Source organism: Paracidovorax cattleyae, assembly GCF_900104515.1.
In the GTDB taxonomy this organism is placed as follows: Bacteria; Pseudomonadota; Gammaproteobacteria; order Burkholderiales; family Burkholderiaceae_C; genus Paracidovorax; species Paracidovorax cattleyae.
In genome coordinates, this window is sequence record NZ_FNJL01000026.1 from 1 (window position 1) to 25,456 (window position 25,456).

Genomic DNA, 25,456 nt, shown 5'->3' on the forward strand with positions numbered 1-25,456 from the left:
CAAAGCCTGCAAGCGACCGCCGACGGCAACGGCCTGCGCTGGATGCGCAGCGGCACCGGGCCGGAGGTGAGCGGGGTGCGCTTTGCAATCTCCACCGTGCCGGACGCGCCCGAGTCGGGCTGGACCGATCTGGGCGCAGCCGTGCGCGTGGCCGGCGGCTGGGCCATCGACGGCCTGTCCCTGCAACGCGGCGTGCCGCTGTGGGTGCGCGCGCAGGGCGCGGCCACCGGGGGCATCTACAACGGATCGCAGGCGCTGGTGCGCTCGGTGCTTGGGCTGCAGTTGCCGTCTGTCGCCGGGGCACCAACGGGCGTCAATGCCGTGCCCGGCAACGGCCAGGCGACGGTCTCCTGGACGGCACCGGCCTTCGACGGCGGCAGCCCTGTCACGGGCTACACGGTCACCGGCCACCCCGGCGGCAGCTGTACGCCCGCGCCTGCGACCGCCACCACCTGCACCGTCACAGGGCTGACCAACGGCACGGCCTACACCTTCATGGTGGTGGCTGGCAACGGCGCTGGCCCGAGCGCACCATCGGCGGCATCCAATGCCGTGACGCCCAAGGGTACGCAGACCATCCTCTTCGCACCTCCCGGACCGCAGGACTTTGGCACGTCACCGACCCTGGCAGCAACGGCCGACTCCGGTCTGGCCCCGACCTTCACCTCGGGCTCCCCCAGCGTCTGCGCAATCACCGAGGCCGGGGCCCTGACCTTCCTGACCGCAGGTTCCTGCACTGTCCATGCCGACCAGGCGGGCAGCCCGGCTTATCTGGCGGCGGCGCAGGTCAGCCGCACGTTCGCTGTCGTGGCGCGGCTGTCGGTGGCAGGCGCCGTGCCGGGCATGGCGGGGCTGGCCACGGCCACGCTGTCGGGGGGCGGGGCTGGCTGTACCTTGGCCGCTACGGGTACGGCCTTCGTGACGCCTGGCGGCCTCCCGGCGGGCTACACGCTGCCGCACGGTGGCTTCGCTTTCGTCGCAACGGGGTGCGCCGGCAGCGTCACCCTGGCATTGGTCTATCCTCAGGCATTGCCAGCTGGCGTGCAGTTCTGGAAGTTCGGGCCCGCGGCGCCAGGGGACACCACTTCCACCTGGTTTCAGTGGACGGGCGCGATCCTGAGCCCGGACCACCGTACGGTGACCTACACGGTGGTAGACAACGGCATCGGTGATGCAGACACTGCTGTCGGCACGATTCGTGATCCGTTCGCGCCGATAACTGCAGTAGCAGCCGGCAATGTTTCCCCTATCCCGACGCTGAGCCAATGGGGACTGGTGCTGATGTCGCTTTTGGCGGCCGCTTTGGGCATGACAAGCAGACACCTGCGCGCACCCTGAGGACCTGCCAGCAGAACCATGAAAAGGGGTGAACTTCCTGGGTGGTCAACAGCGCCGTTCAAACAGCGAGCAGACCAGCGCTGCTGGCAGGCGTTGACGCCTGAAGGCATGGCGACGCGCGAGCCACCCAGAGAGGAGAGGCGAGCACCGGGATCCACCACACGGCCGATGCGCCAGGTAACCCGACAGGCTTTCTTCTCATACCGGGCCAGGCCCATGATCTTCAAGGCGCCGATGTTCTGCTCAAGAACACACCCGCACCAGCCGTCATCGCCGACGAGGCTTGCCCGTGCCATTGCCGCCTCTACGCTCAAAACCGATAACTCACCCCCACCATCACCACCAGCGGATCCAGCCGCACCTTCGCATGCGCGGGCGCCCCGCCCAGCGCCGGCAGCGTGCCCGTCGCCGTCGTCTTGAGCCAGATCTTCTTCGCATCGACGAAGAAGCTCCAGCGCCGGTCGATCGGCACCTCGAAGCCAGCCTGCAGCACCGGGCCCGCGCCGTTCTTCACATCCAGGTTCGACACGAAACCGTCGCGGGATTCCAGCACCAAGGTGTAGTTGATGCCCGCGCCGATGTAGGGGCGCACGGGGCCGTCCTCCCACAGGTGGCGGCGCACGGAGAGCACGGCGGGGCCGTATTTCACCTTGCCGAGCGTGCCTGCGCCGGCCAGGGTGTCGGTGCCCTGGAGGGCGGTGGTGGGCGGCAGGCCCAGGGCGATTTCGGCGCTCCAGCCCGGGTGGAAGTCGTAGATGGCGCCGAAGCCGAGGCTGTTGTTGGCGTCGGCGCGGGCGTCGGCGCCGGGCACCAGCTGGCCGCCGGCACGCACTTGGGCCGAGGTGCTGAAGCCGATGTGCGCGGCACCGGCGTAGAGGCGCCAGGGGGATGGCGCAGGCCATTCCGCCGATGGCGTGTGCGCTGCAGCGGGCGGTGTGGATTGTTGCTGCTGCGATTGCGTCTGTGCCTGTGCGGGCAGCGCGGCGATGAGGCTGCCGACGGCGGCAGCGGCTGCGGTGGCAAAGGCAGCGGCGGCGCGTGAATGGCGTGCGATGGCTTGCATGGTGTCGTCTCCTGAATGGTGACCGTGTACTGCTGGTGCGGATCAATCCCGCCCGGCGCGCTCGATGCCGCGCGCGAAGCCTTCGGGGTCGGTGAACAGCGCCTCGTGGCTGCCGCTCGCCTCCACGTAGCGGAACAGGCCCAGCCGCTCCGACAGGCGCGGGTGCCAGGGCAGGCTGTGGGGCAGCGCGGTGTCCTCCCGGCAGTTCAGGTACGACTTGCCCAGCGCCAGCGCGGCGGTGGGTTGCGCCAGGGTGATGGGGTCGGTCAGGCAGCGCAGCGGCTGTGGATGGAGCAGCGCATAGGTGGTGCGCGCCAGCTCCGCATCGGCATCGTTGATGAAGGATTCGCGCCAGACCTCGTAGGGCAGTTGCACCCCGCCGCCGCTGGCGGCAGCGATGCTTTGGAACATCGCCCGGTAGTAGGGCGGCGCCATGTCGCACAGGGCCTCGCCGGGCAGCGGCACGAAGGCGTTCACGTACACCAGCCGCCGGATGCGCTCGGGCACGCGGTCGGCGGTGCCGGACAGCAGCATGCCGCCGTAGCTGTGGCCTACGAGGCGCACGTCCTTCAGGTCGTTCGATGCGAGGAACTGCACCAGCCCGTCGATCGCGTCCTGCAGGCCCAGCGGGGCCGTGCCGTCACCGGGGCGGTTGCCCGGCAGCGTGGGGCAATGCACGGTGTGGCCGCGCGCGCGCAGGTACTTCGCCGTCGCCGCCAGGGTCTCGCCGGTATGCCAGGCGCCGTGGACCAGAACGTAGGTGTCCGCCATGTCGTTGTCTCCTTGTGTGGTGGGAGACCCATGGTGGCCCGGCGGTGGGGCTGCGGATGGCCGCTGCGTGCCAGGCCGGCGGACGGAAGGTGCCAGCGGCTACCGGATGTCGTTGTACACCGTGGCCCGGGACACGCCCAGGTGCTGGGCCACCGTGTCCATGGAGCGCTTGATCTCCAGGAAGCCTTCGCCCTTGAGCGTCTGCAGCAGTTCGCGCCGCTGCTCGGTGCGCAGCGCGCGGGGCGTGGTGGCGAGCGTCATCGCGAAGCGGTCGATACGGTCGCGCAGGGCCTCGGCATTGCCCGTGTCCAGCGTCTCCTTGCGGCCGTCTTCGCCGATGGCGGAGAACTGCTCGATCATGGTGGCGATCCCTCGGAAGACGGTCATGTCCACGTTCAGGCACAGCGCCGCGAAGTAGTGCCCTTCGGAGTCCTTGATGCCGATCGAGGTGCTTTTGGCGCGGCGCCCGTCGGCGAACTGGTTGGCGTAGTTGGCCAGCACCTGGGGGTACTGGTCGTCCGCGATGCGGGCCAGGCCCAGCTCGGTCGCGGGATCGCCGACCTGCCGGCCCGACAGGTTGTTGTGGATCTCCAGGATCGCGTGCCTGGGGGATCGCAGGTCGTGCAGCACGACCTCGGTGAACGGCGCGAACGTCTCTCCCAGCGCGGAGGCGATGTGCTGGACCTGCTCGAGGATGGCCTGCTGCTCCGCGGTATGCGCCTTCTTTTTCATCTGGACATTTTATCCAGCATTGGTCAGTTGCCCAGCGATTCTCCTGCATGTCATGGCCAGCTTCTGTCCAAAATCACACATATTGTCTATTTTTGGATTTATCATCCAATCTCGACGACAGCGTGCGGCCGGCTGCGGCACGCCATGCATTGAAAGCAGGAAACCGAGACATGACGACTTCGCTCTACATCGACCCGGCCAGCGGCCGGACCTATCCCCTGGACGTGCCGCGGTGGTGCTCCGACGACCGCAAGCCGCTGCTGGTCACGCCGCAGCCCGGCATGTCGCGCGACGACATCGACCGCACGTGCCGCTCCCAGTGGCGCTACCGGGCGTCGCTGCCGCTGGACGTCGCGCGTCCGATCTCCATGGGCGAGGGCTGCACGCCCCTCGTGCAGAAGGAATGGGGCGCCCACCGGCCGTATTTCAAGCTGGAGTGGTTCCACCCGACCAGCAGCTTCAAGGACCGCGGCACCACGGTGATGCTCTCCGTGCTGCGCCAGCAGGATATCGACGCGGTGCTGGAGGACAGCTCGGGCAACGGCGGCGCGTCGGTGTCCGCGTACGGCGCCGCGGGCGGCATGCGGGTGAAGATCCTCGCGCCGGCCTATGCCTCGAAACCGAAGATCGCGCAGATGCGTGCCTACGGGGCGGAGGTGCAGCTGGTCGAGGGGCCGCGGCAGGCCTGCGAGGACGAGGCAGTGCGGCAATCGGAACACATCTTCTATTCGAGCCACAACTGGCAGCCCTTCTTCCTCGAAGGCACGAAGGCGATCGGCTACGAAATCTGGGAAGACCTGAACTTCCGCGCGCCGGACAACATCGTCATGCCCGCCGGCGCCGGCAGCAACGTGCTGGGGTGCTTCATGGCGTTTTCCGAGCTGCTGCGCGCGGGCCAGATCGCGAAGATGCCGCGCCTGTTCGTCTGCCAGCCGCTGAACTGCTCGCCGATCGACGCGAGCTTCCAGGCGGGCGTGGCGACGCCGGTGGCGCGCGAGGTGCGCAAGACGGTGGCCGAGGGAACGGCGATTGCGCACCCCCTGCGGCTGCGGGAGCTCGTCTCGGCAGTGCAGGCCACCGGCGGTGCCACCGTGGCGCTGCAGGAGCAGGCCATCGTGGATGCGCTCAAGAAGGCGGCGCGCACGGGCCTTCTGCCCGAACTCACCTCGGCCACGGCGATCGCCGGGCTCGACCACCTGATCCAGGCCGGCACGGTCCGCGAGAGCGAAGAGACGGTGGTGATCCTCACGGCCACCGGCATCAAGAATGCCGATGCCATCGCGGAGATGTTCGCATGACGGCCTCGACCACCCGGGATGCGCGGCTGCTGCTGCTCACCAAGGACCACGTGGAACAGCTGCTGCAGCCGGAGGGCGTGCTGGCCGCCGTGCGCGAGGCTTTCGTCCTGCACAGCGAGCGGGCCGGCCGGGTGTTCCCGGTGGTGCGCGAGCGCCTGGAGACGGGCGGCATCTTCGGCATCAAGTCCGGCGACGTGCCCTCGCAGGGGCTGCTCGGCTTCAAGGCGGCGGGGTTCTGGCCGTCCAACCGCGCGCTCGGCGGCGAGCCGCACCAGGCCACGATCCTGCTGATCGACCCCGCCACCGGCCGGCCCACCTGCCTGATCGACGGCAACGCGATCACCACGGCGCGCACGGGTGCCGCGGGCGGCCACGGCCTGGCGCTGCTGGCGCGCCCGGACAGCCGGCGGCTGTGCCTGTTCGGGACGGGCGTGCAGGCCGGCGTGCAGCTCACCTATGCCCTGCGGCTGCTGCCGCAGCTGCAGGACGTGCGGTACGTGACGGCCGACGGCCGCCCCGACCTGGCGTTCGAGCAGCGGTTCGCAGGGCAATGCCTGCTGCGGCATTCGACCGACCGCAACGCGGACGTGGCAGCGAGCGACGTGGTGATCACCGCGACGCCGGGCGGTGGCCCGCTTTTCGACCTGGACGCCGTGCGCCCCGGCACGCACCTGAACTGCGTGGGTACCGACACCCGCGGCAAGCGGGAAGCGCCGCAGGGCCTGCTGGACAAGGCCCGGATCTACGTCGATGACGAGGCCCAGGCCCGCCAGATCGGCGAGATGCAATGGGCCCCCGGGGCCGCCTGCACGGAAATCGGCGATGTGCTGCGGGGCCGCGTCTGCGTCGGCCGGCAGCCCGAAGACATCACGCTGTTCGACATGACGGGACTGGCCCTGCAGGACCTGACCGTGGCACGGCTGGTACGGCAGCAGGCCGATTCCGCCGGGCTCGGGCTGCCGGTGGCCTGGCCCTGGTGACGCTCACACCCCGCAATGGCATCGCATCGTCCATTCAAGCAGCCCGGGCGCGCTCCTGCGCGGGCGTCCTGCCGCACCACTGCCGGCAGGCGCGGGCGAAGTGCGACGGGTCCAGGAAGCCCGCGCGCCGTCCGATCTCGGCGACGGTCAAATGCCGGTGCGAGGGCGCGTGCAGCATGCGCTGCGCCCCGGCCATGCGCTCGCGCATGAGCAGCACCGCGAAGGTGGTGCCACCCGACGACAGCGCGCGGTGCAAGGTGCGCAGCGACACGCCGGCATCACCGGCCACCTCGGCGGCGGTGAGCCCGGGCTCGCAGAAGCGCTCGCGCACGCATTGCCCGATGCGTTGCAGCAGGCCCGGGTGCGGCGGCTCCCCGTGCACCGAGCCGCAGGCCAGGGACAGCAGGCCGCCCAGGTGCTCGGCCTGCACCGCGGCCAGCCGTTCCGGCCGCTCGGCGCACAGCTGGCACACGTAGGCGCTCAGCACCCTCCCCCAGCCCGTGGCACCGTCCACGCGGCGGCCCAGCCAGCGGTCGGCAGCGGGCAGCCAGGTGTCCAGCCAGCCGATCGGGATCTGGATGGAGACGATGTCCACCGCCTCCGGGAACTCCAGCAGGTAGCGGCGCCGCGAGTCGATCAGCGCCAGGTCGCCGGGCAGCAGGCGCGCGGCGCCGGCATCGTCCTGCGCCACGTGGCAGGGCGCGGAGTCCTTGCAGAGCAGGTAGTAGAAGTTGTCGCCGTCCCCGCGGCGGATGGCCTGCTGCGTGCGGCGCACGCGCTGCCCGCTGCCGCTCACGCGGTTGACGCGCAGGCCGCCGCAGGGCACGGAGGTGAGCGTGGCCGAGAACGCGTGGCGCTGGCCGGGTTCCACCTCCATGTCGAGGAAGCAGTCGCAGACGGCGCCGACCCAGTAGTCGGCACGCTGCGCGGAGGGAACGGCGTCGGTGGTCCAGGTGCGAAGGCCGTCGTGCATGGCATGTCGGGTGCGGTGGGCCGCTGTGGGAATGTCTTTGCCGGGGATGCTGTGTCAGCTCGGCAGTCCGCGGTCTCCGGGCGATCCCTATCAGGCACCGCGCCGCGCGCGCCCCAGCAGCACCACCGCCACGGCCGCCAGCACCGCGGGCACGGCCGCCACCAGGATGATGGAGGACGGCGTCCAGGCCGCGGCCAGCAGCGCGCCGCCGGCCAGCGGGCCGACGATGGCGCCGATGCGGCCCACGCCCAGCGCCCAGCCCACGCCGGTGGCGCGGATGTGGGTGGGGTAGATGGCGGCGGCCAGTGCGTTGCAGCCGATCTGCGCCCCCACCACGCCGAAGCCGGAGAGCGCGGCGCCCACCAGCAGGCCCGTGAGGTTCTGCCCGCTGAAGGCGATGAGGCCGATGAACGCGGCCGAGGCCGCATAGGCGGCTCCCAGCACCGTATAGGCACTGAACCGGTCGATGAGCCGGCCCAGCGCGAGCGCGCCCACGACGCCGCCCAGGTTGAGCATGGCGGTGGAGAGAATGGCTTTTTCCAGCGGCAGGCCGGCGTTCTTGAGCAGCGTGGGCAGCCAGTTGACCAGGAAGTACATGACCAGCAGGTTCATGAAGAACGCCAGCCACAGCAGCACGGTGGTGGGCCGGCGGCCGTGGCGGAACAGCTCGAATACCGAGAAGCCGCCCTGCACACCCGCGGCCTCGCCGCGCAGGCCGGCCATCACCGTGGCGGGGTCCTCACCCGGGTAGGCGCTCTTCACGATGGGTCCGTAGCGCGCGGGCGCCGCGCCGCTGGCGGCCAGGTAGCGCAGCGATTCGGGCAGCAGCGCGGCCAGCACGGGCAGTAGCAGCAGCGGCAGCACGCCGCCCAGCACGAACACCGAGTGCCAGTCGAAATGCGCGATGAGCCAGCTGGAGACCAGCCCGCCCAGCGTGGAGCCCAGCGGAAATCCGCAGAACATCACCGTGACCAGCGTGGCGCGCAGGCGCTGCGGCGCGTATTCGCTGGTCAGCGCGATGATGTTGGGCATGGCCGCGCCCAGGCCCACGCCGGTGATGAAGCGGTAGCCCAGCAGCGCGTTCATGCTCGTGGCCCAGGCGGTGAGCAGCGCGAACAGGCCGAAGATGCAGGTGGACAGCAGGATCACCTTCTTGCGGCCCCAGCGGTCCGCCGCCGGGCTGAGCAGGAAGGCGCCGGCCATGAGGCCGAACAGGCCCGCCGCGAAGATGGGGCCGAACTCGGATGCCTTGAGGCCCCAGTCTTCCGCGATGCGCGGCGCCACGTAGGCGATGGACTGGGTATCGAAGCCATCGAGCATGGCGACGATGGCGCACAGCAGCGTCACGCGCAGCTGCAGCGGCCCGAAGGCGGCGCGGTCTGCCGCCGGGATGCCGGCGGCCATGGATGGGGTCATTTTTGTCTCACTCCGTTCTTATGGATGGAAGCCCGGCCTGCGGCCTGGGCCCGTGGGGTGGCGGCCTGTCAACTCATGGCTGGTAATCCGGTTGCGCCTGCGGCCGCGCCGCGATGAAAGCAGGGTGCTGCTGCGCATGCGCGTGCACGGCCCGCACGCGCTGGTAAGGCGCGAGGTCGCAGCCCGCGCGCAGGGCGTTGGCCACCTGCGGCACCAGGCACACGTCGGCCAGCGTGGGCGCATCGCCGAAGCACCAGGGCCCTTCGCCGCCATGCCGCGCCAGCAGCCGCTCAACGGCCTCGAAACCCTCGGCGGCCCAGTGGGCGTACCACGCGTCCTTCTGCGCCGCGCTCAAGGCCAGCGGGCCCTGCAGGTATTTCAGGATGCGCAGGTTGTTGACCGGGTGCATGTCGCACGCGATCACATTCGCCAGCTCCAGCACGCGGGCGCGCAGGCCGGGTTCCAGCGGGATCAGCCGCGGCTCGGGATGGCGCTGGTCCAGGTAGTCCAGGATGGCCATCGACTGGCCCAGGGCGAAATCGCCGTCCATCAGCGTGGGCACCACGCGCGCGGCGTTCAGCCCGGCATAGTCCGCGGCGCGGTGCTCGCCGGTGCGGATGTTCACGCCGTGGTAGGCGGCCGGCAGCCCCTTGAGCGCCAGCGCGATGCGCACCCGGTACGAGGTGGAGCTGTTGAAGAAGCTGTAGAGCTGCATGGTGCCGCTGTCTGTCGCTTCAGACCACGTCCACCGCCAGCTCGCCCAGGCGATCCACGCCCACTACCATGCGGTCGCCGCGCACCACCGGGCCCACGCCTTCGGGCGTGCCGGTGTAGATCAGGTCGCCGGGCTCCAGGCGGAAGTACGTGGAGAGGTCCGCGATGGTCTCGGCCACCGACCAGATCAGGTGCGACACGTCGCTGCGCTGGCGGTCGGCGCCGTTCACGGTGAGCCAGAGGCCGGCCTGCTCGAAGTGGCCCACGTCGCTCGCGCGGTGGATCGGACCGATCGGCGCGGAGGCGTCGAAGGCCTTGCCGATCTCCCACGGGCGGCCCATCTGGCGCATCTCCATCTGCCGGTCGCGGCGGGTCATGTCCAGGCCAACGGCATAGCCCCAGGCATGCTCCAGCGCGTTCTCGCGGGCGATGTCGCTTCCGGCCTTGCCGATGGCGACGACCAGCTCCGCTTCATAGTGGAAGTTGTCGGTGCGCACCGGATACGGCAGCCGCAGCGTCTCGCCGTAGGCCACCGGAATCACGGCATCGGCCGGCTTGCAGAAGAAGAACGGCGGCTCGCGGTCCGGATCGAACCCCATCTCCCGCGCATGGGCCGCGTAGTTGCGCCCCACGCAATAGACACGGCGCACGGCGAAGGAATCAGAGCTGCCCACGACAGGCACGGCAACGGTGGGAGGAACGGGAAACACGAAAGCCATGGTGTTTTTCTTTCTGGAGTTGAATCATTTGAAAGGGAAGCGGGTCGCGCTCGTGAGCGGTCCACAGAGCCTTTCTGGCAAGGCGCCGCATCGCAGACAGTGGCAACGCCACGGCAAGATGCGGCAACGCCGCCAGGGAGGCTCTGTGGACCGCGCCCCTTCACATGCGGTGTTCGCGGTGGAGGTGGAGTGCGTCCTGCACCGGCCGGTCGGAGTAGCTGAACAGCACAGCGTCCTGCGTGGCGGCCAACTGCACCGGCGCCCACGACGGGGCGACGAAGGTGTCGCGCGGGCCGAACTGGAAGGTGCTGCCGCCGATGCGCGCCGTGCCCTGGCCCTCGACCACGCTGAACACGGTGGCATCGGTGCCGCGGTAGGTGCGGCCCTGGAAGCCCGCAGGCAGCAACTGCAGGAAGGTGGCCATGGTGGGCATGGGCCAGCCGCCGGTGGCGGGGTTCACGTAGCGCAGCTTCACGCCGTCCCACGCGTCGAGTTCGCCCTGGCGGAACAGCCGGTCCAGCGCCTCGCGGCTGCGGTCGTAGGGGTAGCTGAAGATCGGCGAGGTCGGGTCCGCCGCGCGATGGCGCACGGGCGCCATGTTGTGGCCGAAGGTGGCGAAGCTGTGGCCTTCGGCACGGCTCACCGGCTGCACGGCCTCGGGATAGTTCTCGGCAAAGCCGGCGTCCAGGTGGCCGACCAGGGGAATGTCCAGGCCGTCCAGCCACACCACGGGCTCGCCCCCCTCGTCCACCGCGGGGTTGCCGTGGTCGTGCCACGTCCAAGAGGGGGTGATGATGAAGTCGCCCGGGTGCATGGTGGTGCGCTCGCCATTGACGGCCGTGTAGGCCCCCTTGCCTTCCACGATGAAGCGCAGCGCCGATTGCGTGTGGCGGTGGCTGGGCGCCACCTCGCCGGGCAGGATCAGCTGCAGGCCCGCGTACAGGGTGGAGGTAATGCTGGAGCGGCCCGGCAGGCCCGGGTTCTCCAGGATCAGCACGCGGCGCACGGCCTCTTCGGCGCTGATGAGCTCGCCGGCCTGCATGACCAGCGGGCGCACCTCCTCGTAGCGCCAGAAGGCGGGCACGGCCTGCGGGCGCGGCTCGCGCGGCACCAGGCTGTGCAGCGACTCCCACAAAGGCGCCATGCCGTGCCGCGCGATGCGGTCGTAGTAGGCCTGGCGTCCGGACGTCCGGGCGCCGTCCGCGGCGGGCCGGGCGAGGGTAGTGGTGTCCATGCGTTGTCTCCTGTTCTGGCGGGCGGCCATGCCCTGGGTGAAGAAATTATTCGGCGCCAGCGATAATTCGCAAAATCATTTATTGATCTTATTCATAATCTTTTGTATATACCTTCTTCCAGGATACCGCCATGGATTGGACCCACCGATTGCGGCTGCGCCAGCTGCAGATGCTCCTGAGCCTCGCGCAGACCGGCAATATGAGCCAGTCGGCCCAGCAGCTGCACACCGCGCAGCCCGCCCTCTCCAAGTGGCTCAAGGAACTGGAGGACGACCTGGGGCTGGTGCTGTTCGAGCGCCATGCGCGCGGCCTGCGCCCCACGCCGCAGGGCGAGGCGCTGATCGCGCACGCCCGGCGCATCGAGGCCCACCTGGACAGCGCCCGCGACGATATGCAGGCCCTGCGCGACGGCGGCAGCGGCCTGGTGGTGGTGGGCACCTCGGGCGCATCCGCCTCCGACGTGGTGCCCATGGCCGTGCTGCGCCTGCTGGAATGGCTGCCCCGCGCGCAGATCCGCCTGGCCGAGAGCACCATGAACGTGCTCATGCAGCAACTGGCCAACGGCGAGCTGGACGTGGTGGTGGGTCGCTCCGCTCCGGAGCTGCACGACACCCACATCCACGCCGAGACGCTCTATATGGAGCCCATCCACCTGGTGGCGCGCCCGCAGCACCCGCTGCTGCAGCGCCCGGAAGACCCGCCAGACTGGTCCGACCTGATGGCCTACCGCTGGCTGGTCTGGCCGCGCGGCACGCCCATCCGCAACGCGCTGGAGAACGCGCTCGTCGCCGCCGGCCACGCGCTGCCGCCGGGCAGCGTGGAATCCAACTCCGTCACGCTCAACCTCACCCTGCTGGGCCACAGCGACATGATCGGGCTGGCCTCGCACCGTGCGGCGCTGCGCTTCTCGCACATGGGCGCGCTGCGCGTGCTGCCGGTGCGGCTGTCGGGCTTCGGCTCGGTATCGATGTACTGGCGCGAGAACACCACCGACCGCACGGCCGTGGCCACCATGCTGCGCGCCCTGCGCGAAGTCTCCGCGCCGGTGTCCTGAAGGCGCGTGCAGGCCCGGGCGAGTGCGGGCACCATGCGGGTTTTGGCGCACGCCGCCGCATCCCTGTGGAGGAGACACCCATGGCCCAGGCCACCCACGAAGTTTTCAACCAGTTCGCCGAGCTGGCCGACTACGACCTGCTCGCCACCGACGCCGCGCTGCAGGAGGCGCTGCGGCGCGCCGGCGCCGGCCACGCCCTGCCCGCGCTGGGCGACTACGCTCGCCGGCTCGGCAGCGCCGAAACCCATGCCCTGGCCCAGCTGGCCAACCGCCACACGCCCACGCTGCACCGCTTCGACAGCCGCGGCCGGCGCATCGACCGGGTGGAGTTCCACCCCGCCTGGGACGCCCTCATGGCGCTCTACCGCCGCGAAGGGCTGGTCTCCATGCCCTTCGACAGCGACCGGCCCGGCCGCTGGTCCGCCTGGGCTGCCGGCTTCTACCTGCACGGGCAGGTGGAACAGGGCACGCTCTGCCCCGCGACGATGACGCAGGCCGCGATTCCGCTGCTGCGCAAGGAGCCCGCGCTCTGGGCGCAGCTGGGCGACCGGCTCCACAGCCGCACCCATGACCCGCGAGAGTTGCCCGCGCATGAAAAAGCCGGCATCTGGCTGGGCATGGGCATGACGGAAAAACAGGGCGGCTCCGACGTGCGCGCCAACACCACCGCGGCCACGCCGCTCGGCGCGGGCGGGCGCGGCGGCGCATACCGGCTGCGCGGCCACAAGTGGTTCTTCTCCACCCCGCAAAGCGATGCGCACCTCGTGGTGGCGCGCATCGGCGAGGGGGGGCCCTTCGCCTGCTTCTACGTGCCGCGCCGCCTGGAGGACGGCACGCTCAATGGCGTGCATGTGCAGCGCCTGAAGGACAAGGTGGGCAACCGCAGCAATGCCAGCGGCGAGGTCGAGTTCGACGATGCCTGGGGCGTGCTCATGGGCGAAGAGGGCCGCGGCATTCCCACCATCATCGAGATGGCCACCTATACCCGCCTCAACTGCGTGGCCGGCAGCGCCGCCATCCTGCGGCAGGCCACGGTGCAGGCCATCGCGTACGCACGCCGGCGCCACGCCTTCGGCAAGGCCCTGGCCGAGCAGCCCCTCATGCGCACCGTGCTCGCCGACCTGGCGCTGGAGAGCGAAGCCGCGCTCGCCCTGCTGATGCGCCTGGCCGAAGCCTTCGAGCGGGACGACGACGGCACCGCCAGCCCGGCCGACCGCGCCTGGAAGCGCGTGATGACGCCGGCCGCAAAGTTCTGGGTCTGCAAGCGCGGCGTGGAGATGTCGGGCGAGGCGATGGAAGTGTTCGGCGGCAACGGCTACGTGCAGGAAGGAGTGATGGCCCGCCTCTTCCTCGAAGCCCCCGTCAACTCCATCTGGGAGGGGTCGGGCAATGTGATGTGCCTGGACGTGCTGCGGGCGCTGGCCCGCGACCCCGAGGCCGCCCGTGCGCTGCTGGAAGAGCTCTCGCCCACCGCGCAGGGCGAACCGCGCATCGCAGTCGCCCTGCGCGAACTGGATGTCCTGCTGACGCTGCCGCCGCACGAGCTGGAAGCCATGGGCCGCCTCGCCGTCCAGCGCCTCGTGCTGGTCGCCCAGGCCTGCCTGCTGCGCCAGCATGCGCCCGCGGCCGTGGCCGACGCCTTCATCGCCACCCGCCTCGGCGACGCGGGCGGCGGGCGCGTGGCGGGCGCGGTCGATGCGCGCATTCTGGACGTGGACGCCATCCTGCGGCGGTCCTGCCCCGCATAAGCGTGGGCGCGGCCTGCATGTCGGAGGCATGGCAGGGCCATGCCAAGGCCGGGTCCGGGCATCCCTTCGTGCCATCGCGCGGGACTTCGCGGACCCTGCCGCCGGAGGGCCGGTACGGCCCCACCATGGGTGGGAGGCCAGCCGCCAGCCGCACCACCACGCGTCCTCTCCAGCGCTCCATGCATTCCATTTCCGCACGCCCCTCCTCGCCTTACGTACGGCTGGATGTCTCCGGCACCGCCTCACCGCAAGGGACACCACGCGGTGCCCGCTCGCCCTCGCCCTCGTCCCTCCATGCACCAGGTGGCCTGCCCTGCCGTTCTTCACCGCCCGCGCCGGACAGCCCGATGGCACCCCGCCCCCCGTCGCCTTCTGCGTCCACAGCCCATGAAAGGCTGCAAGCGCTGCTGCGGCAACGGGCCGAGGGAGCGGTCGGTCCGGAGCACGCAGGGATGGACCAGGACCCGGACACCGGCTGGGACTCGGACACGGATTCCGAGGCCAGCTTCGATGTCATCGTGGATGATGGCCCGATCCAGGCCGCGCGCCGGGCACGGATCTCGGATATCACGAATGCACTGGCCAACACTCACACAACCGAGGCCCTGAATGCCATGGTGGCCCAGGCCACGGAAATGGCCTGGGCTGCCCAAGGCAGCCCGCTGCCTACCGGAGAGGAAATTTCCCAAGCCCTGCTGCCCACGTACAACCATCGGTCCAGCGGCTTCATGCAGGTAAAGCAGGCCCTGGGGCATATCGAGGCCGCCGCAAACGCCTGGGAAGCCGCAGCGGAGCACCATGAGGCCGCGCTGTCCGCACGCGAAATGCTGCTGCCCCAGGCAGGCCCCGACCCGCTCGACCAGCAACTCTGGCAGCTGCAGACCGTGGCCGGCCGCCTGCGCGCGCAGGAAAAAGCCTTGAAGGGACTGCTCCTGCTGCGGCAGATACCACCCCGCGCTGGAGCGGCAGGCAAAAGCCGGATGCACGAAGAAGCCGCAGCCCGACTGCGCGAGGCCTGCAGTCTGCGGACGAACGAAACGCTGGCAGACCTGCCGACCGCCGTCCTGGATATCGACGCGGCGCTCCACCAGGAACTGGCCGGTATCGGCCCATGGATGAAAGATTTGCTGGACGCGATCGGCCCGGAGGGCAAGTTGCCCGGAGTCCCGTCGCGCCTGCCGCCGCCGGGCAGCGATGCCCGCGACGCCGAAGCCATCGAGGAAGCCTGGCTCACCGCCTACACGCACTCCTGCGCCGCGCTGGAAGACGCTGCACGCGCCTTGCTTGCGGCCTGGTCGCATCCCCCCGATGGCTCCGGCCCCGAGGCTGCCGTGAAAGCAAGCGCCCTCACCCACCCCGAAGCCCGGGAAAGCCGCGCCACTCTGCGGCGGGAAGCGGCACTGCACAAAACCATGGCCCCCCTGCTGGCCGGCCTGCAGCCACCGCAGGAAGGTGCCGCCGCATGGCAAGGCACGCGACAGGACGCGCAGCCCCAGGCGCCCTGGCGGCAGGCGCTGGAGACGTTCGGCGAACAGAGCCTCGTCTTGCAGCGCGCCGAGAATGCCGACCGCACGCTCCAGGCCCACACCGCGCCGTGGAGCCCCGCGCAGCGCGAGGCTTCGCGCGATGCCATCGGCAGCCTGCAGGCGCGCATTGCCGCCGCGCAAGCGAACGCATCGGGCCAGGGCCGAGCAGCGCTTCTCCAATTGCTGGGCCAACTGGCCAGGCAAGGCCTGCACGCAGCGCAGGGAATGCCCCATGACGACCCGGCCACAGCCCGGCACGCGCTGGCCGGCGCGGCCGATGCCGCCCGGCGCGCCCGGGATGCGCTGGAACGTTCAGGAGTGCATGCGAGCATGGCCCCCCTCACCCTGGAGCGGTGCAGTGCGGTATGCGCCGCCATCGCCCAGGCATGCGAAGACATGTCGCACACCCCCCGCACGCAGACGGAGGCGAGAGACCACGCGGCGCGCCTGCAGGCCGCCGGACAACAGGCCCGGGCGGCGGCATGGGGGGACATGGCCCCGGCCATGCACCAGCTGGCGTACCTCTGCGGCACGGCCTGCAACGGCGCGCTGCGCAGCGCTGCGGAAATGGAAGCGGAGGTCGCCACCCAGGCCCGGACCCAGCGCGAAGGCGCATTGCAGACCGCAATGGAGGCCGCGCTCCTGGCGATGGACCGGCCACATCGGCCTACCGCCGGCACCAGCGACGGGCAACCGCCACCGGTACCATGGCCGCTGCCCGGCGATCTTATCGAACCGCTGCGCGAGGAACTGGAGGCCACGCAACAGGCCCGGTCCACGCTCGACGAACACCTCGCCGGCTGGACCGTGGCGCAACGCCAGGAATCCAGCAGGACCATCGGCGCGCTGCAGGAACGCATCGACACTGCCCGTGCCGCCACGCTCGAGAAAGCGCTCTCGGCACTGGAACAGTCCTTCGAGGAGATCTGGAGGGCCGCTGCGCCGGTGCTGTCCGCAGGTACAGAGGCAGGGCCGTTGCCTTCCGGCACAGCAGACCTGGCCGTCCAGGCCCTGGACGCGGCCGGGGAATTCCACCGGTCGCTCCATGGCATCGATGGGCCAGACCTGCCCGAGCGCGCACGCATCGGCGCCATCGCCGGGGCATTCGCCGCCTTGTCCACCACCGGCACCGCCCTGCGCATGCCGCAGGACACCCCCGCGCAAGCCCTGGCACGTGCCGATGTTCTGGACACAGCGGCCCGCCAGGCCCGCGAAACCGCGCCTTCAGACTTCAAGGTTCCATTGCAGGTTTGGGCGCGCTGGTGCGACGGCCTCCGGACGGATGCCATCGGCTTCGCCTTGCTTCACGGCATGAAGGCCATCGAAACCCTGTACGAGGCCAGCGAGGCAGACCTCTACGCCGCGACGTCCCAACTCAGGGACCGGATGCTGTCCATCCATGAGCTGGCCTTCGACCTGCCGCTGCATTTCGCGGCCGACGGGTCGGTCGTGGCATCGGCACAGGCATCACCCGCCCCGGCAGTCCCGCCCGAAGACCTGGAGATGGCAGCACGCGCGGCGGCCATCGCGCAACGCGCCACCGACCTGCGCGCCGACCTGCTGCCGGTGCTGCCGCCCGGCACCTCGCCGGAGATGGCGCGGGACTACCAGACCTCCCGCAACACCCTCAGCGAGACGGCCTATGCCGCACGGGTCGCATCAGGCCTGCTGCAGCTCTTCCACGAAGCCTCGCGGGCCATCGCCCAGGCGCCGGCAGACCAGCAGCCACGGGTGGCGCAGCAGTTCGCCAGCAGGGCCCTCACCTATCACCAGGACGCGGCCGATGCCCTGGGCGACTACCTGGAGGCCAGCATGCAGCTGTCGTCCCGCAGCGGCCGCCAGGTCGCCATGATCGACGGCGCGAACGTCCGCCAGAGCGAACGGCTGGTGACCCTGATGCAGCGGAGCCTCGATGGGCTGGGCCACCTCCTGGAGTGCCGGACGATCGCGATCGGCATCCACGCCCGGGAGGCCAACCGGCCCCGCGAAGTTCGGAATGGCCTGATGACCATCGCGGACCGCTATGAACGCGCGACGCAGAAATTCGAAGACAGCCTGGAGCACATGGAGCAGCGGCTGGACGTGGAAAGCCGGCTCCCGGGCTATGCGGACATCGCGCAGGCCGAGAAGGCCAGCATCGAGGGCGCATTCGGCATGCTGATGTGGCGCGGCCAGTTCGAAAGCACCATCGTCCAGGTCCAGGTGGCCGCGCACTGGCTCGCCAGATACCTGGGGCCGGACCTGCCGCTGCGCACGGCGACGGACCTGAAGGACTGCACCGAAGTCATCCAGCACCTCCACAACGCGCTCTCCGAGAAGAACCGGTTCGCACTCCGCGAGCTACGCGATGACAGCAACGCCCACCTGGTCAGGAAGATGCTCAAGGCATCGCTGGAGTGCATGCAGCGGCTCGAGGCGTTCAAAGCGCCGATCGCCACCCGTGCGCAGGCGCTCGCCGCCGCGGCAGCGACGGCGTCTTCCAGCACGACACCAGTCCCCGCGAAGACGCGCCACCGCCGCAGGCGCTGAAAGCGCGGACCAGGGCCGACCGGAATGCCAGCCCGGCACGCGCGACAATGGCGCCCATGCTCACCCTCCCCGACATCCAGGCCGCCGCCGCCCGCCTCCAGGGCCAGGTGCTCGACACCCCCTGCGTCGAATCCCGCACGCTCTCGCAGATCGTGGGCACGCAGGTGTTCCTCAAATTCGAGAACCTGCAGTTCACCGCCTCCTTCAAGGAGCGCGGCGCCTGCAACAAGCTGAGCCAGCTCTCGCCCGAGGAGCAGCGGCGCGGCGTGATCGCCATGAGCGCCGGCAACCACGCCCAGGGCGTGGCCTACCACGCGCAGCGCCTGGGCCTCGTGGCCGTGATCGTGATGCCGCGCTTCACGCCCGGCGTGAAGGTGGAGCGCACGCGCGGCTTCGGCGCCGAAGTCGTGCTGCACGGAGACACCCTGGAGGAAGCACGCGCGCATGCCTATGTCCTGGCCGAGGAGCGGGGGCTCACTTTCGTGCATCCCTACGACGACGAGGCTGTCGCCGCGGGCCAGGGCACGGTCGGCCTGGAGATGCTCCAGGCGGTGCCGGACCTGGACTGCCTGGCCATCGCCGTGGGCGGGGGCGGCCTCATCGCCGGCATCGCCACCGCCGCCAGGGCCCTGAAACCGGGCATCGAGATCATCGGCGTGCAGACCTCGCGCTTTCCCGCCATGGTCAATGCGGTCAAGGGCACGCGCCACCCGCAGGGCACTTCCACCATTGCCGAGGGGATCGCCGTGGGCACACCCGGCCAGATCACACGCGAGGTGATCGCGCGGCTGGTGGACGACCTGCTGCTCGTGGACGAAGGCGACATCGAGCAGGCGGTGCTGATGCTGCTGGAAATCGAGAAGACCCTCGTCGAGGGCGCCGGAGCCGCCGGCCTGGCGGCACTGCTGCGGCATCCGGAGCGCTTCCGGGGCAAGCGGGTGGGCCTGGTGCTGTGCGGCGGCAATATCGACCCCCTGCTGCTGGCGGCCATCATCGAGCGCGGCATGGTGCGCTCCGGGCGCCTGGCGCGCGTGAAGGTGAGCGCGCGCGACATCCCGGGCGTGCTCGCGCGCATCACCGCCACCGTGGCCGAGGCAGGCGCCAACATCGAGGAAGTCCACCACCAGCGCGCCTTCACCATGCTGGCCGCTCAGAACGTGGAGATCGAACTCGTGCTGCAGACGCGCGGCCGCGAGCATGTGCAGCAGGTGCTGGCCTGCCTGCGTGCAGCGTCCATGGAAGCCGATCTCCTGTGATTCCTCGCCCCGCCGCGTTGTAGGACTGGAGCGGCTTTTGCGGGCAATGCCCACAGAGTCACACGGCGTTGCATCACCGCCGCGTCGTTTTCGGCACACTGCTGCCCCATGCAGAAACCCCAACGACGCCATTTCCTCCGCACCCTCGGCCACGGCGCCGCGCTGGCCACCGCTGGAGGACTGGGCCTGAACTGGACCCAGGCCTTCGCCACCCTCAAGCCCCTGGGCGAGGCCCAGCCCTTCGATTTCGCGGCGCTCAAGGGCCAGGCACGCGCTCTCGCGGCCAAGGCCTACGAACCACCGAAGGACACCATCCCCCCCTCGGTATCCAAGCTCGACTGGGACCAGTACCAGTCCATCCAGTTCCGCGGCGACCACGCCCTCTGGGCCGACGAGAAACTGCGCTTCCAGGCCAAGTTCTTCCACCTGGGCCTGTTCTTCAAGAAGCCGGTGCGCATGTTCGAACTGGCCGACGGCAAGGCCCAGGAACTGGCCTATGACCCCGAGATGTTCAACTACGGCAAGAGCGGTCTGAAGCCCGGCGACCTGCCGCCGGACCTGGGCTTCGCGGGCTTCCGCCTCAACTTCCACACCGACCCGGTGCGCGACGTGGCCGCCTTCCTGGGCGCCAGCTACTTCCGGGCCGTGGGCGGCGAATGGCAGTACGGCCTCTCCGCCCGGGGCCTGGCCATCGATACCGGCATGCAGCGCCCGGAGGAATTCCCGGACTTCACCGCCTTCTACCTGGAGCGCCCCGCGCCCGGCTCCAACACCGTCGTCGTGCTGGCCCTGCTGGATTCGCCCAGCATCGCCGGCGCCTACCGCTTCGCGATCACGCCGGGCGACACGCAGGTGATGGAGATCGATGCCGCCCTCTATCCGCGCAAGGCCATCGAGCGCCTGGGGATCGCGCCCTGCACCAGCATGTTCCAGCACGGCGAGAACGACCGCCGCATGGCCAACGACTGGCGCCCCGAGATTCACGACTCCGACGGCCTGCAGATGTGGCGAGGCAACGGCGAATGGGTCTGGCGGCCGCTCACCAATCCGCCGGCGCTGCAGTTCAACGCCTTCGCAGACCAGGGCCCGCGCGGCTTCGGCCTCGTGCAGCGCGACCGCAATTTCGACCACTACCAGGACGACGGCGTCTTCTACGAGCGCCGGCCCTCGCTCTGGGTGGAGCCGAAGTCCGACTGGGGCGCGGGCTCCGTCCAGCTCGTGGAGATCCCCACCATCGACGAGACCTTCGACAACATCGTCGCCTTCTGGAACCCCGACCGCAAGCCGCAGCCCGGCGAGGAACTGCTGATCGGCTACCGCCTGTTCTGGGGCGCCCACCCGCCGGAGCAGTCCCCGCTGGCGCGCTGCGTGGCCACGTGGACGGGCCTGGGTGGCGTGGTCGGCCAGCCGCGCAAGTACTTCTCCTGGCGTTTCGCGGTCGATTTCGCCGGGGAGAACCTCGTGGCACTGGGCCGCGGCGCCAAGGTCGAGCCCGTGATCACCGCGAGCCGCGGCACGATCGAGATCACCTCCGCCCGGCCGCAGGACGCCATCCAGGGCTGGCGCGCCATGTTCGACATCAAGCCCGAGGACGACAGCACCGCGCCCATCACCATCCGCATGTTCCTGCGCGGCGAGAACGGCGCGCCGCTCACCGAGACATGGCTCTACCAGTGGGTGCCGCCCGCCCCGGCGGACCGGAAGCTGACCTGAGCCCGTGAACACGTGTTGCGTCAATACTGAGGTTTGTACCGAGGGCAAGGCGGGCCGGTTGCGGGAAAGCCGTGGCTAGAATGGTCCATCCCATCCGCAACCCCGCACAAGGAGACTGCCATGGCCCATGACACCACCACCACACCGCACGCCGGCGAGCAGCACGCACCCGACGGCGTGGAGGCCGTGGTGCCCTACATGCCCATCGTGCTGCCCATCGCGGGCGGCATCCTGATGCTGCTGCTGGCGTTCATCGCCATCTACATGGCCTGAAATCCTCCCGACCGTCCGGCAGCCGGCCCCGCGCATGCGGGGCTTTTTCTTTCCGCTCCCCTCTTTTTTCCTCAAGGACCCATCCCATGCGAGCCGGCCACGCCCTCGTCCTCTTCTCCGGTGGCCAGGACTCCACCACCTGCCTGGCCTGGGCGCTCGAGCGCTTCGAACGTGTGGAGACCATCGGCTTCGACTACGGCCAGCGCCACCATGTGGAGCTGGAGGCTCGCACCGCAGTGCTGGCCGCGCTGCGCGAGCATTTTCCGCAGTGGCGCGAACGGCTGGGCGAGGACCACATGGTCGACCTCGCCGTGCTCGGGCAGATCAGCGACACGGCGCTCACCCGCGACACCGCCATCCAGATGACCGAGGCCGGCCTGCCCAACACCTTCGTGCCCGGCCGCAACCTGCTGTTCTTCCAGCTGGCCGCGGCCGTGGGCTGCCGGCGCGGCCTGCACACGCTCGTGGGCGGCATGTGCGAGACGGACTTCTCCGGCTACCCCGACTGCCGCGACGACACGCTCAAGGCCCTGCAGGTGGCGCTCTCGCTGGGCATGGGCCAGCGCTTCACGATCGATACGCCGCTCATGTGGATCGACAAGGCCGCCACCTGGGAAATGGCCCGCCAGCTCGGCGGCAACGACCTGGTGCGTATCATCGTCGAGGACACCCACACCTGCTACCACGGCGAGCGCGGCGCCCTGTACGCCTGGGGCCACGGTTGCGGCGAATGCCCGGCTTGCGAACTGCGGCGCGCCGGTTTCGAGCGCTGGACCGCTGGAGCCAACGCCCGACCATACGCATAACCCCATGCATCTTTTGCATGAATTTCCCCCCTGTCTGACAGACAGGAGGGGGGTGGATTCATAAAATCGTCATCCCAGCCGACCTGCGGATGACGGATCGCCACCAGTTGCGCCGCATCCTTCGCGCCCACCGCGCCGCCCTTCCGCCCGCCGACTGAGCCGCAAGACGTTTTTTCAAAGACAGCGCTCAGGAGCCAGCGCGGCATTGCCGCATCCCGGCCGCTTCCTTTGAAAAGACCGTTTTCAACTTCAGGAAGCCCGCGATGAACGCACCCACCATGCAAGGCCTCGACCTCCAGGCCCCCGCATACGTCAAGAACGCCCGCCTGCTCGCCTGGGTGGCCGACATGGCCGCCCTCTGCAAGCCCGACCGCATCCACTGGTGCGACGGTTCGCAGGAAGAGTACGACCACCTCTGCCAGCAGCTGGTGGACACCGGCACCTTCAAGAAGCTCAACCCCGCCAAGCGCCCCGGCAGCTACCTGGCCTGGTCCGATCCGTCGGACGTGGCCCGCGTGGAAGACCGCACCTACATCTGCTGCGAGAAGAAGGAAGACGCCGGCCCGACCAACAACTGGATGGCCCCGGCCGAGATGCGCAGCACGCTGCAGCCCCTGTTCGACGGCTGCATGAAGGGCCGCACGATGTACGTCGTGCCGTTCAGCATGGGCCCGCTGGGCTCGCCCATCGCCCACATCGGCATCGAGCTCTCCGACAGCCCCTACGTGGCCGTCAACATGAAGATCATGACCCGCATGGGCCGCGCCGTGTACGACGTGCTGGGCGTGCAAGGCGACTTCGTGCCCTGCGTGCACACCGTGGGCGCGCCGCTGCAGGCCGGCCAGCAGGATGTGTCCTGGCCCTGCAACAAGACCAAGTACATCGTGCACTACCCCGAGACGCGCGAGATCTGGTCGTACGGCTCCGGCTACGGCGGCAACGCGCTGCTGGGCAAGAAGTGCTTCGCGCTGCGCATCGCCTCCACGATGGGCCGCGACCAGGGCTGGCTGGCCGAGCACATGCTGATCCTGGGCGTGAGCAATCCCGAGGGCAAGAAGTACCACGTGGCCGCCGCCTTCCCGAGCGCCTGCGGCAAGACCAACTTTTCGATGCTGGTGCCACCGAAGGCCTTCGAAGGCTGGAAGGTCACCACCATCGGCGACGACATCGCCTGGATCAAGCCCCAGGCCGACGGCTCGCTGCGCGCCATCAACCCCGAGGCCGGCTACTTCGGCGTGGCCCCCGGCACCAACTACCACACCAACCCCAACTGCATGGCCAGCCTGGACCGTGACGTGATCTTCACGAACGTCGCGCTGACCGACGACGGCGATGTGTGGTGGGAAGGCATGGAGAAGGATACCGGCAGGCTGCCGGACCACCTGATCGACTGGCAGGGCAAGGACTGGACGCCCCAGATCGCCAGGGAAACCGGCGCCAAGGCCGCCCACCCCAATGCCCGCTTCACCGTGGCCGCCACCAACAACCCCGCACTGGACGAAGCCTGGGACGACCCCAAGGGCGTGAAGATCGATGCCTTCATCTTCGGCGGCCGCCGCTCCACCACCGTGCCGCTGGTGACCGAAGCCCGCGACTGGACCGAGGGCGTGTACATGGCCGCCACCATGGGCTCCGAGACCACCGCCGCCGCCTTCGGCGCGCAGGGCGTGGTGCGCCGCGACCCGTTCGCCATGCTGCCCTTCATGGGCTACAACATGAGCGACTACTTCCAGCACTGGCTGGATCTGGGCGAGAAGCTCGCTGCCTCCGGCGCCACGCTGCCGCGCATCTATACGACCAACTGGTTCCGCAAGGACGAGGCCGGCAAGTTCGTCTGGCCCGGCTACGGCGAGAACATGCGCGTGCTCAAGTGGATGATCGACCGCATCGAAGGCCGCGCCACCGGCCGCGAGACCGCCTTCGGCGTGGCGCCGCAGTACGGCGAGATCAACTGGACGGGCCTGGACTTCTCGGGCGAGCAGTTCGACACCGTGACCCGCATCGACCAGGCCGCCTGGGCGGACGAGCTGAAGCTGCACACCGCGCACTTCGACCAGCTGGCCTACCACCTGCCGGCGCAGATGCTCAAGACCAAGGCTGCGCTGGAAGAACGCCTGGGCGCCTGACCCCGGACCACCCCGCCCGCCAGGGCGGGCAGCCCCCTGAAAGCCCCGCACCACGCCCGTGGCCGGGGCTTTTTGCTGCGCGTCCCTACCCCAGCGGCCCGCGCGACCGCACTGCCTCGTCCAGCAGCCAGGCGCGGAAGGCCGCGAAGGCCGGCAGGTGCATGCGGTCGGGCCGGTAGCAGAGATAGTGGCCCTGCTCCACCGCCACCGGCTCGCCGCAGGGCACGCGGAGCGAGCCTTCTGCCAGCTCGTCCTCCACCAGGATGCGCGGCACCAGGGCCAGGCCCAGGCCGCTGCGCGCCGCCTGGACCAGCGCCGAGTACTGGGCGAAGCGCGGCCCGGCCGCCACCCAGCTCCCGGCCACGCCGTGCTGGCCCGCCCAGCGCGGCCAGGCGGTGGCCGCCTCCTCGTGGTGCAGCAGGGTGTGGCCCAGCAGGTCGGCGGGTGCGTGGATGCGGTGCGGCCCCTCCAGCAGCGCAGGCGAGGCGACGGGCACGAATTCGCGCCCGGCGAGGTATTCGGCCACCACGCCGGGCAGCTCGGCCGGGCTGTAGCGGATGGCGGCATCCACCTGCGGCGGCAGGCTTTCGGTGGGTGCAAGGTGCCGGCTGAAACCCAGCGTCACCTGCGGATGGCGGCGGCTGAAGGCCGGCAGGCGCGGGATCAGCCAGCGCGTGAGGAAAGTGGGCACGCTCGCCAGCGTGACCACGCCCGCATCGCCGCCGCCCGCACGCGCCTCGAAGCTCGCGGCCTCCAGCGCGCGCAGCGGCCCGGCGATCTTCTGCCAGTATGCACGCCCCTGCGGCGTGAGCTGCACGCCGCGCCCCTGCTTGCGCAGCAGCGGCACACCCAGGAAGGCCTCCAGCCCGGAGACCTGCTTGCTGACCGCGCTCACCGTAAGGCACAGCGTTTGCGCCGCGCGGGTCAGGCCCTCGTGCCGGACCACGGCATCGAAGGCCAGCAGTTCCTGGATGGTGGGGCAATCGCGCTTCATGGGGCGAATGATACTTTCCAAAAGCTCAAACTTTGTCACGGAAGCTTCACGCAAGCCCGCGCCACGATTTCTAGAATTCCGGCATATTCCCCGCCGCCCAGTCGTATCCGGAAAACATCCGGGCCATCCGTGCGGTCCTCCTTCCTGCACGAAAGCGGCGCCCTTGGTTCGCGGCATCACCCTCTTCTACGG

Annotated in this window: 20 protein-coding genes; 11 read left to right on the plus strand and 9 right to left on the minus strand. The window is 69.8% G+C overall.

The window, feature by feature from the left end; translation table 11 throughout:
* The coding region (locus BLR05_RS18800; protein WP_208606031.1) for an IPTL-CTERM sorting domain-containing protein at positions 1–1,338 on the plus strand (1,338 nt) is incomplete at its 5' end.
* Positions 1,339–1,648: 310 nt separating this feature from the next.
* On the opposite strand, the gene BLR05_RS18805 is transcribed toward BLR05_RS18800, so the two are convergent.
* The 3 genes from BLR05_RS18805 to BLR05_RS18815 all read right to left on the minus strand — a co-directional run bounded on the left by BLR05_RS18805 (position 1,649) and on the right by BLR05_RS18815 (position 3,904).
* Complete coding sequence (locus BLR05_RS18805; protein ID WP_092837276.1) at positions 1,649–2,401, minus strand: OmpW/AlkL family protein; 753 nt, start codon at positions 2,399–2,401, stop codon at positions 1,649–1,651.
* Positions 2,402–2,443: 42 nt separating this feature from the next.
* Positions 2,444–3,172, minus strand: coding sequence for an alpha/beta fold hydrolase (locus BLR05_RS18810; RefSeq protein WP_092837279.1), 729 nt, complete (start codon positions 3,170–3,172; stop codon positions 2,444–2,446).
* Positions 3,173–3,271: 99 nt separating this feature from the next.
* Positions 3,272–3,904 (minus strand): helix-turn-helix transcriptional regulator, encoded by a 633-nt coding sequence (locus tag BLR05_RS18815; protein WP_092837282.1) that lies wholly within the window; start codon positions 3,902–3,904, stop codon positions 3,272–3,274.
* A gap of 170 nt (positions 3,905–4,074) precedes the next feature.
* On the opposite strand from BLR05_RS18815, the gene BLR05_RS18820 reads away from it, so the two are divergent.
* Both BLR05_RS18820 and BLR05_RS18825 read left to right on the plus strand, forming a co-directional pair.
* Positions 4,075–5,202, plus strand: coding sequence for a threonine synthase (locus BLR05_RS18820; protein ID WP_092837285.1), 1,128 nt, complete (start codon positions 4,075–4,077; stop codon positions 5,200–5,202).
* Complete coding sequence (locus tag BLR05_RS18825; protein WP_092837288.1) at positions 5,199–6,182, plus strand: ornithine cyclodeaminase family protein; 984 nt, start codon at positions 5,199–5,201, stop codon at positions 6,180–6,182. The genes BLR05_RS18820 and BLR05_RS18825 overlap by 4 nt, the downstream gene beginning before the upstream one ends.
* 34 nt (positions 6,183–6,216) lie before the next feature.
* Here the strand turns inward: BLR05_RS18825 and BLR05_RS18830 are convergent, their stop codons facing one another.
* The 5 genes from BLR05_RS18830 to gtdA all read right to left on the minus strand — a co-directional run bounded on the left by BLR05_RS18830 (position 6,217) and on the right by gtdA (position 11,238).
* On the minus strand, positions 6,217–7,155 hold the full coding sequence (locus BLR05_RS18830; RefSeq protein ID WP_092837291.1) for an AraC-like ligand-binding domain-containing protein: 939 nt from the start codon (positions 7,153–7,155) through the stop codon (positions 6,217–6,219).
* A gap of 90 nt (positions 7,156–7,245) precedes the next feature.
* Positions 7,246–8,571: an MFS transporter gene (locus tag BLR05_RS18835; protein ID WP_092837294.1), complete on the minus strand. Its 1,326-nt coding sequence runs from the start codon at positions 8,569–8,571 to the stop codon at positions 7,246–7,248.
* A gap of 73 nt (positions 8,572–8,644) precedes the next feature.
* Complete coding sequence (gene maiA, locus BLR05_RS18840) at positions 8,645–9,286, minus strand: maleylacetoacetate isomerase (protein ID WP_092837297.1); 642 nt, start codon at positions 9,284–9,286, stop codon at positions 8,645–8,647.
* Between the two features lie 19 nt (positions 9,287–9,305).
* Entirely contained in the window at positions 9,306–10,004 is a 699-nt protein-coding gene (locus tag BLR05_RS18845) for a fumarylacetoacetate hydrolase family protein (protein WP_092837300.1), read from the minus strand.
* A gap of 160 nt (positions 10,005–10,164) precedes the next feature.
* Positions 10,165–11,238 carry a gentisate 1,2-dioxygenase gene (gene gtdA / locus BLR05_RS18850; RefSeq protein ID WP_092837303.1) on the minus strand — a complete coding sequence of 358 codons (1,074 nt, stop codon included), beginning with the start codon at positions 11,236–11,238 and terminating at the stop codon, positions 10,165–10,167.
* A gap of 131 nt (positions 11,239–11,369) precedes the next feature.
* Between gtdA and BLR05_RS18855 the strand changes: the two genes are divergently transcribed.
* The 8 genes from BLR05_RS18855 (at position 11,370) to BLR05_RS18885 (ending at position 24,270) form a co-directional block, all read left to right on the plus strand.
* Positions 11,370–12,293 (plus strand): LysR family transcriptional regulator, encoded by a 924-nt coding sequence (locus tag BLR05_RS18855; RefSeq protein ID WP_092837306.1) that lies wholly within the window; start codon positions 11,370–11,372, stop codon positions 12,291–12,293.
* Positions 12,294–12,373: 80 nt separating this feature from the next.
* Positions 12,374–14,041 (plus strand): acyl-CoA dehydrogenase family protein, encoded by a 1,668-nt coding sequence (locus tag BLR05_RS18860; protein ID WP_092837309.1) that lies wholly within the window; start codon positions 12,374–12,376, stop codon positions 14,039–14,041.
* Positions 14,042–14,493: 452 nt separating this feature from the next.
* Positions 14,494–18,096, plus strand: a complete 3,603-nt coding sequence (locus BLR05_RS18865) for a hypothetical protein (protein ID WP_092837312.1) — start codon at positions 14,494–14,496, stop codon at positions 18,094–18,096.
* Positions 18,097–18,152: 56 nt separating this feature from the next.
* Positions 18,153–19,352 carry a threonine ammonia-lyase gene (locus tag BLR05_RS18870; protein ID WP_092837466.1) on the plus strand — a complete coding sequence of 400 codons (1,200 nt, stop codon included), beginning with the start codon at positions 18,153–18,155 and terminating at the stop codon, positions 19,350–19,352.
* Between the two features lie 108 nt (positions 19,353–19,460).
* Positions 19,461–21,065, plus strand: a complete 1,605-nt coding sequence (locus BLR05_RS18875) for an OpgD/OpgG family glucan biosynthesis protein (protein ID WP_092837315.1) — start codon at positions 19,461–19,463, stop codon at positions 21,063–21,065.
* A gap of 120 nt (positions 21,066–21,185) precedes the next feature.
* Positions 21,186–21,338, plus strand: a complete 153-nt coding sequence (locus tag BLR05_RS26625) for a hypothetical protein (protein ID WP_013592688.1) — start codon at positions 21,186–21,188, stop codon at positions 21,336–21,338.
* Positions 21,339–21,424: 86 nt separating this feature from the next.
* Positions 21,425–22,144, plus strand: coding sequence for a 7-cyano-7-deazaguanine synthase QueC (queC, locus tag BLR05_RS18880; protein ID WP_092837318.1), 720 nt, complete (start codon positions 21,425–21,427; stop codon positions 22,142–22,144).
* A 263-nt stretch (positions 22,145–22,407) separates the two neighbouring features.
* Positions 22,408–24,270 carry a phosphoenolpyruvate carboxykinase (GTP) gene (locus tag BLR05_RS18885; RefSeq protein ID WP_092837321.1) on the plus strand — a complete coding sequence of 621 codons (1,863 nt, stop codon included), beginning with the start codon at positions 22,408–22,410 and terminating at the stop codon, positions 24,268–24,270.
* Between the two features lie 85 nt (positions 24,271–24,355).
* On the opposite strand, the gene BLR05_RS18890 is transcribed toward BLR05_RS18885, so the two are convergent.
* The gene (locus BLR05_RS18890) at positions 24,356–25,264 is read right to left on the minus strand and encodes a LysR substrate-binding domain-containing protein (RefSeq protein ID WP_092837324.1); all 909 of its coding nucleotides are present in this window, start codon (positions 25,262–25,264) and stop codon (positions 24,356–24,358) included.
* Positions 25,265–25,456 lie beyond the last annotated feature (192 nt).

What these genes read in the sequence shown, in the direction of transcription:
- BLR05_RS18805 (WP_092837276.1), bottom strand. Translation starts at nt 2,401, where the DNA reads ATGCAAGCCATCGCACGCCATTCACGCGCCGCCGCTGCCTTTGCCACC.
- BLR05_RS18870 (WP_092837466.1), top strand. Translation starts at nt 18,153, where the DNA reads ATGCTCACCCTCCCCGACATCCAGGCCGCCGCCGCCCGCCTCCAGGGC.
- BLR05_RS18825 (WP_092837288.1), top strand. Translation starts at nt 5,199, where the DNA reads ATGACGGCCTCGACCACCCGGGATGCGCGGCTGCTGCTGCTCACCAAG.
- queC (WP_092837318.1), top strand. Translation starts at nt 21,425, where the DNA reads ATGCGAGCCGGCCACGCCCTCGTCCTCTTCTCCGGTGGCCAGGACTCC.
- BLR05_RS18835 (WP_092837294.1), bottom strand. Translation starts at nt 8,571, where the DNA reads ATGACCCCATCCATGGCCGCCGGCATCCCGGCGGCAGACCGCGCCGCC.
- BLR05_RS18890 (WP_092837324.1), bottom strand. Translation starts at nt 25,264, where the DNA reads ATGAAGCGCGATTGCCCCACCATCCAGGAACTGCTGGCCTTCGATGCC.
- BLR05_RS18860 (WP_092837309.1), top strand. Translation starts at nt 12,374, where the DNA reads ATGGCCCAGGCCACCCACGAAGTTTTCAACCAGTTCGCCGAGCTGGCC.
- BLR05_RS18820 (WP_092837285.1), top strand. Translation starts at nt 4,075, where the DNA reads ATGACGACTTCGCTCTACATCGACCCGGCCAGCGGCCGGACCTATCCC.
- BLR05_RS18855 (WP_092837306.1), top strand. Translation starts at nt 11,370, where the DNA reads ATGGATTGGACCCACCGATTGCGGCTGCGCCAGCTGCAGATGCTCCTG.
- BLR05_RS18810 (WP_092837279.1), bottom strand. Translation starts at nt 3,172, where the DNA reads ATGGCGGACACCTACGTTCTGGTCCACGGCGCCTGGCATACCGGCGAG.
- BLR05_RS18885 (WP_092837321.1), top strand. Translation starts at nt 22,408, where the DNA reads ATGAACGCACCCACCATGCAAGGCCTCGACCTCCAGGCCCCCGCATAC.
- BLR05_RS18815 (WP_092837282.1), bottom strand. Translation starts at nt 3,904, where the DNA reads ATGAAAAAGAAGGCGCATACCGCGGAGCAGCAGGCCATCCTCGAGCAG.
- BLR05_RS18875 (WP_092837315.1), top strand. Translation starts at nt 19,461, where the DNA reads ATGCAGAAACCCCAACGACGCCATTTCCTCCGCACCCTCGGCCACGGC.
- gtdA (WP_092837303.1), bottom strand. Translation starts at nt 11,238, where the DNA reads ATGGACACCACTACCCTCGCCCGGCCCGCCGCGGACGGCGCCCGGACG.
- BLR05_RS26625 (WP_013592688.1), top strand. Translation starts at nt 21,186, where the DNA reads ATGGCCCATGACACCACCACCACACCGCACGCCGGCGAGCAGCACGCA.
- maiA (WP_092837297.1), bottom strand. Translation starts at nt 9,286, where the DNA reads ATGCAGCTCTACAGCTTCTTCAACAGCTCCACCTCGTACCGGGTGCGC.
- BLR05_RS18830 (WP_092837291.1), bottom strand. Translation starts at nt 7,155, where the DNA reads ATGCACGACGGCCTTCGCACCTGGACCACCGACGCCGTTCCCTCCGCG.
- BLR05_RS18865 (WP_092837312.1), top strand. Translation starts at nt 14,494, where the DNA reads ATGGACCAGGACCCGGACACCGGCTGGGACTCGGACACGGATTCCGAG.
- BLR05_RS18845 (WP_092837300.1), bottom strand. Translation starts at nt 10,004, where the DNA reads ATGGCTTTCGTGTTTCCCGTTCCTCCCACCGTTGCCGTGCCTGTCGTG.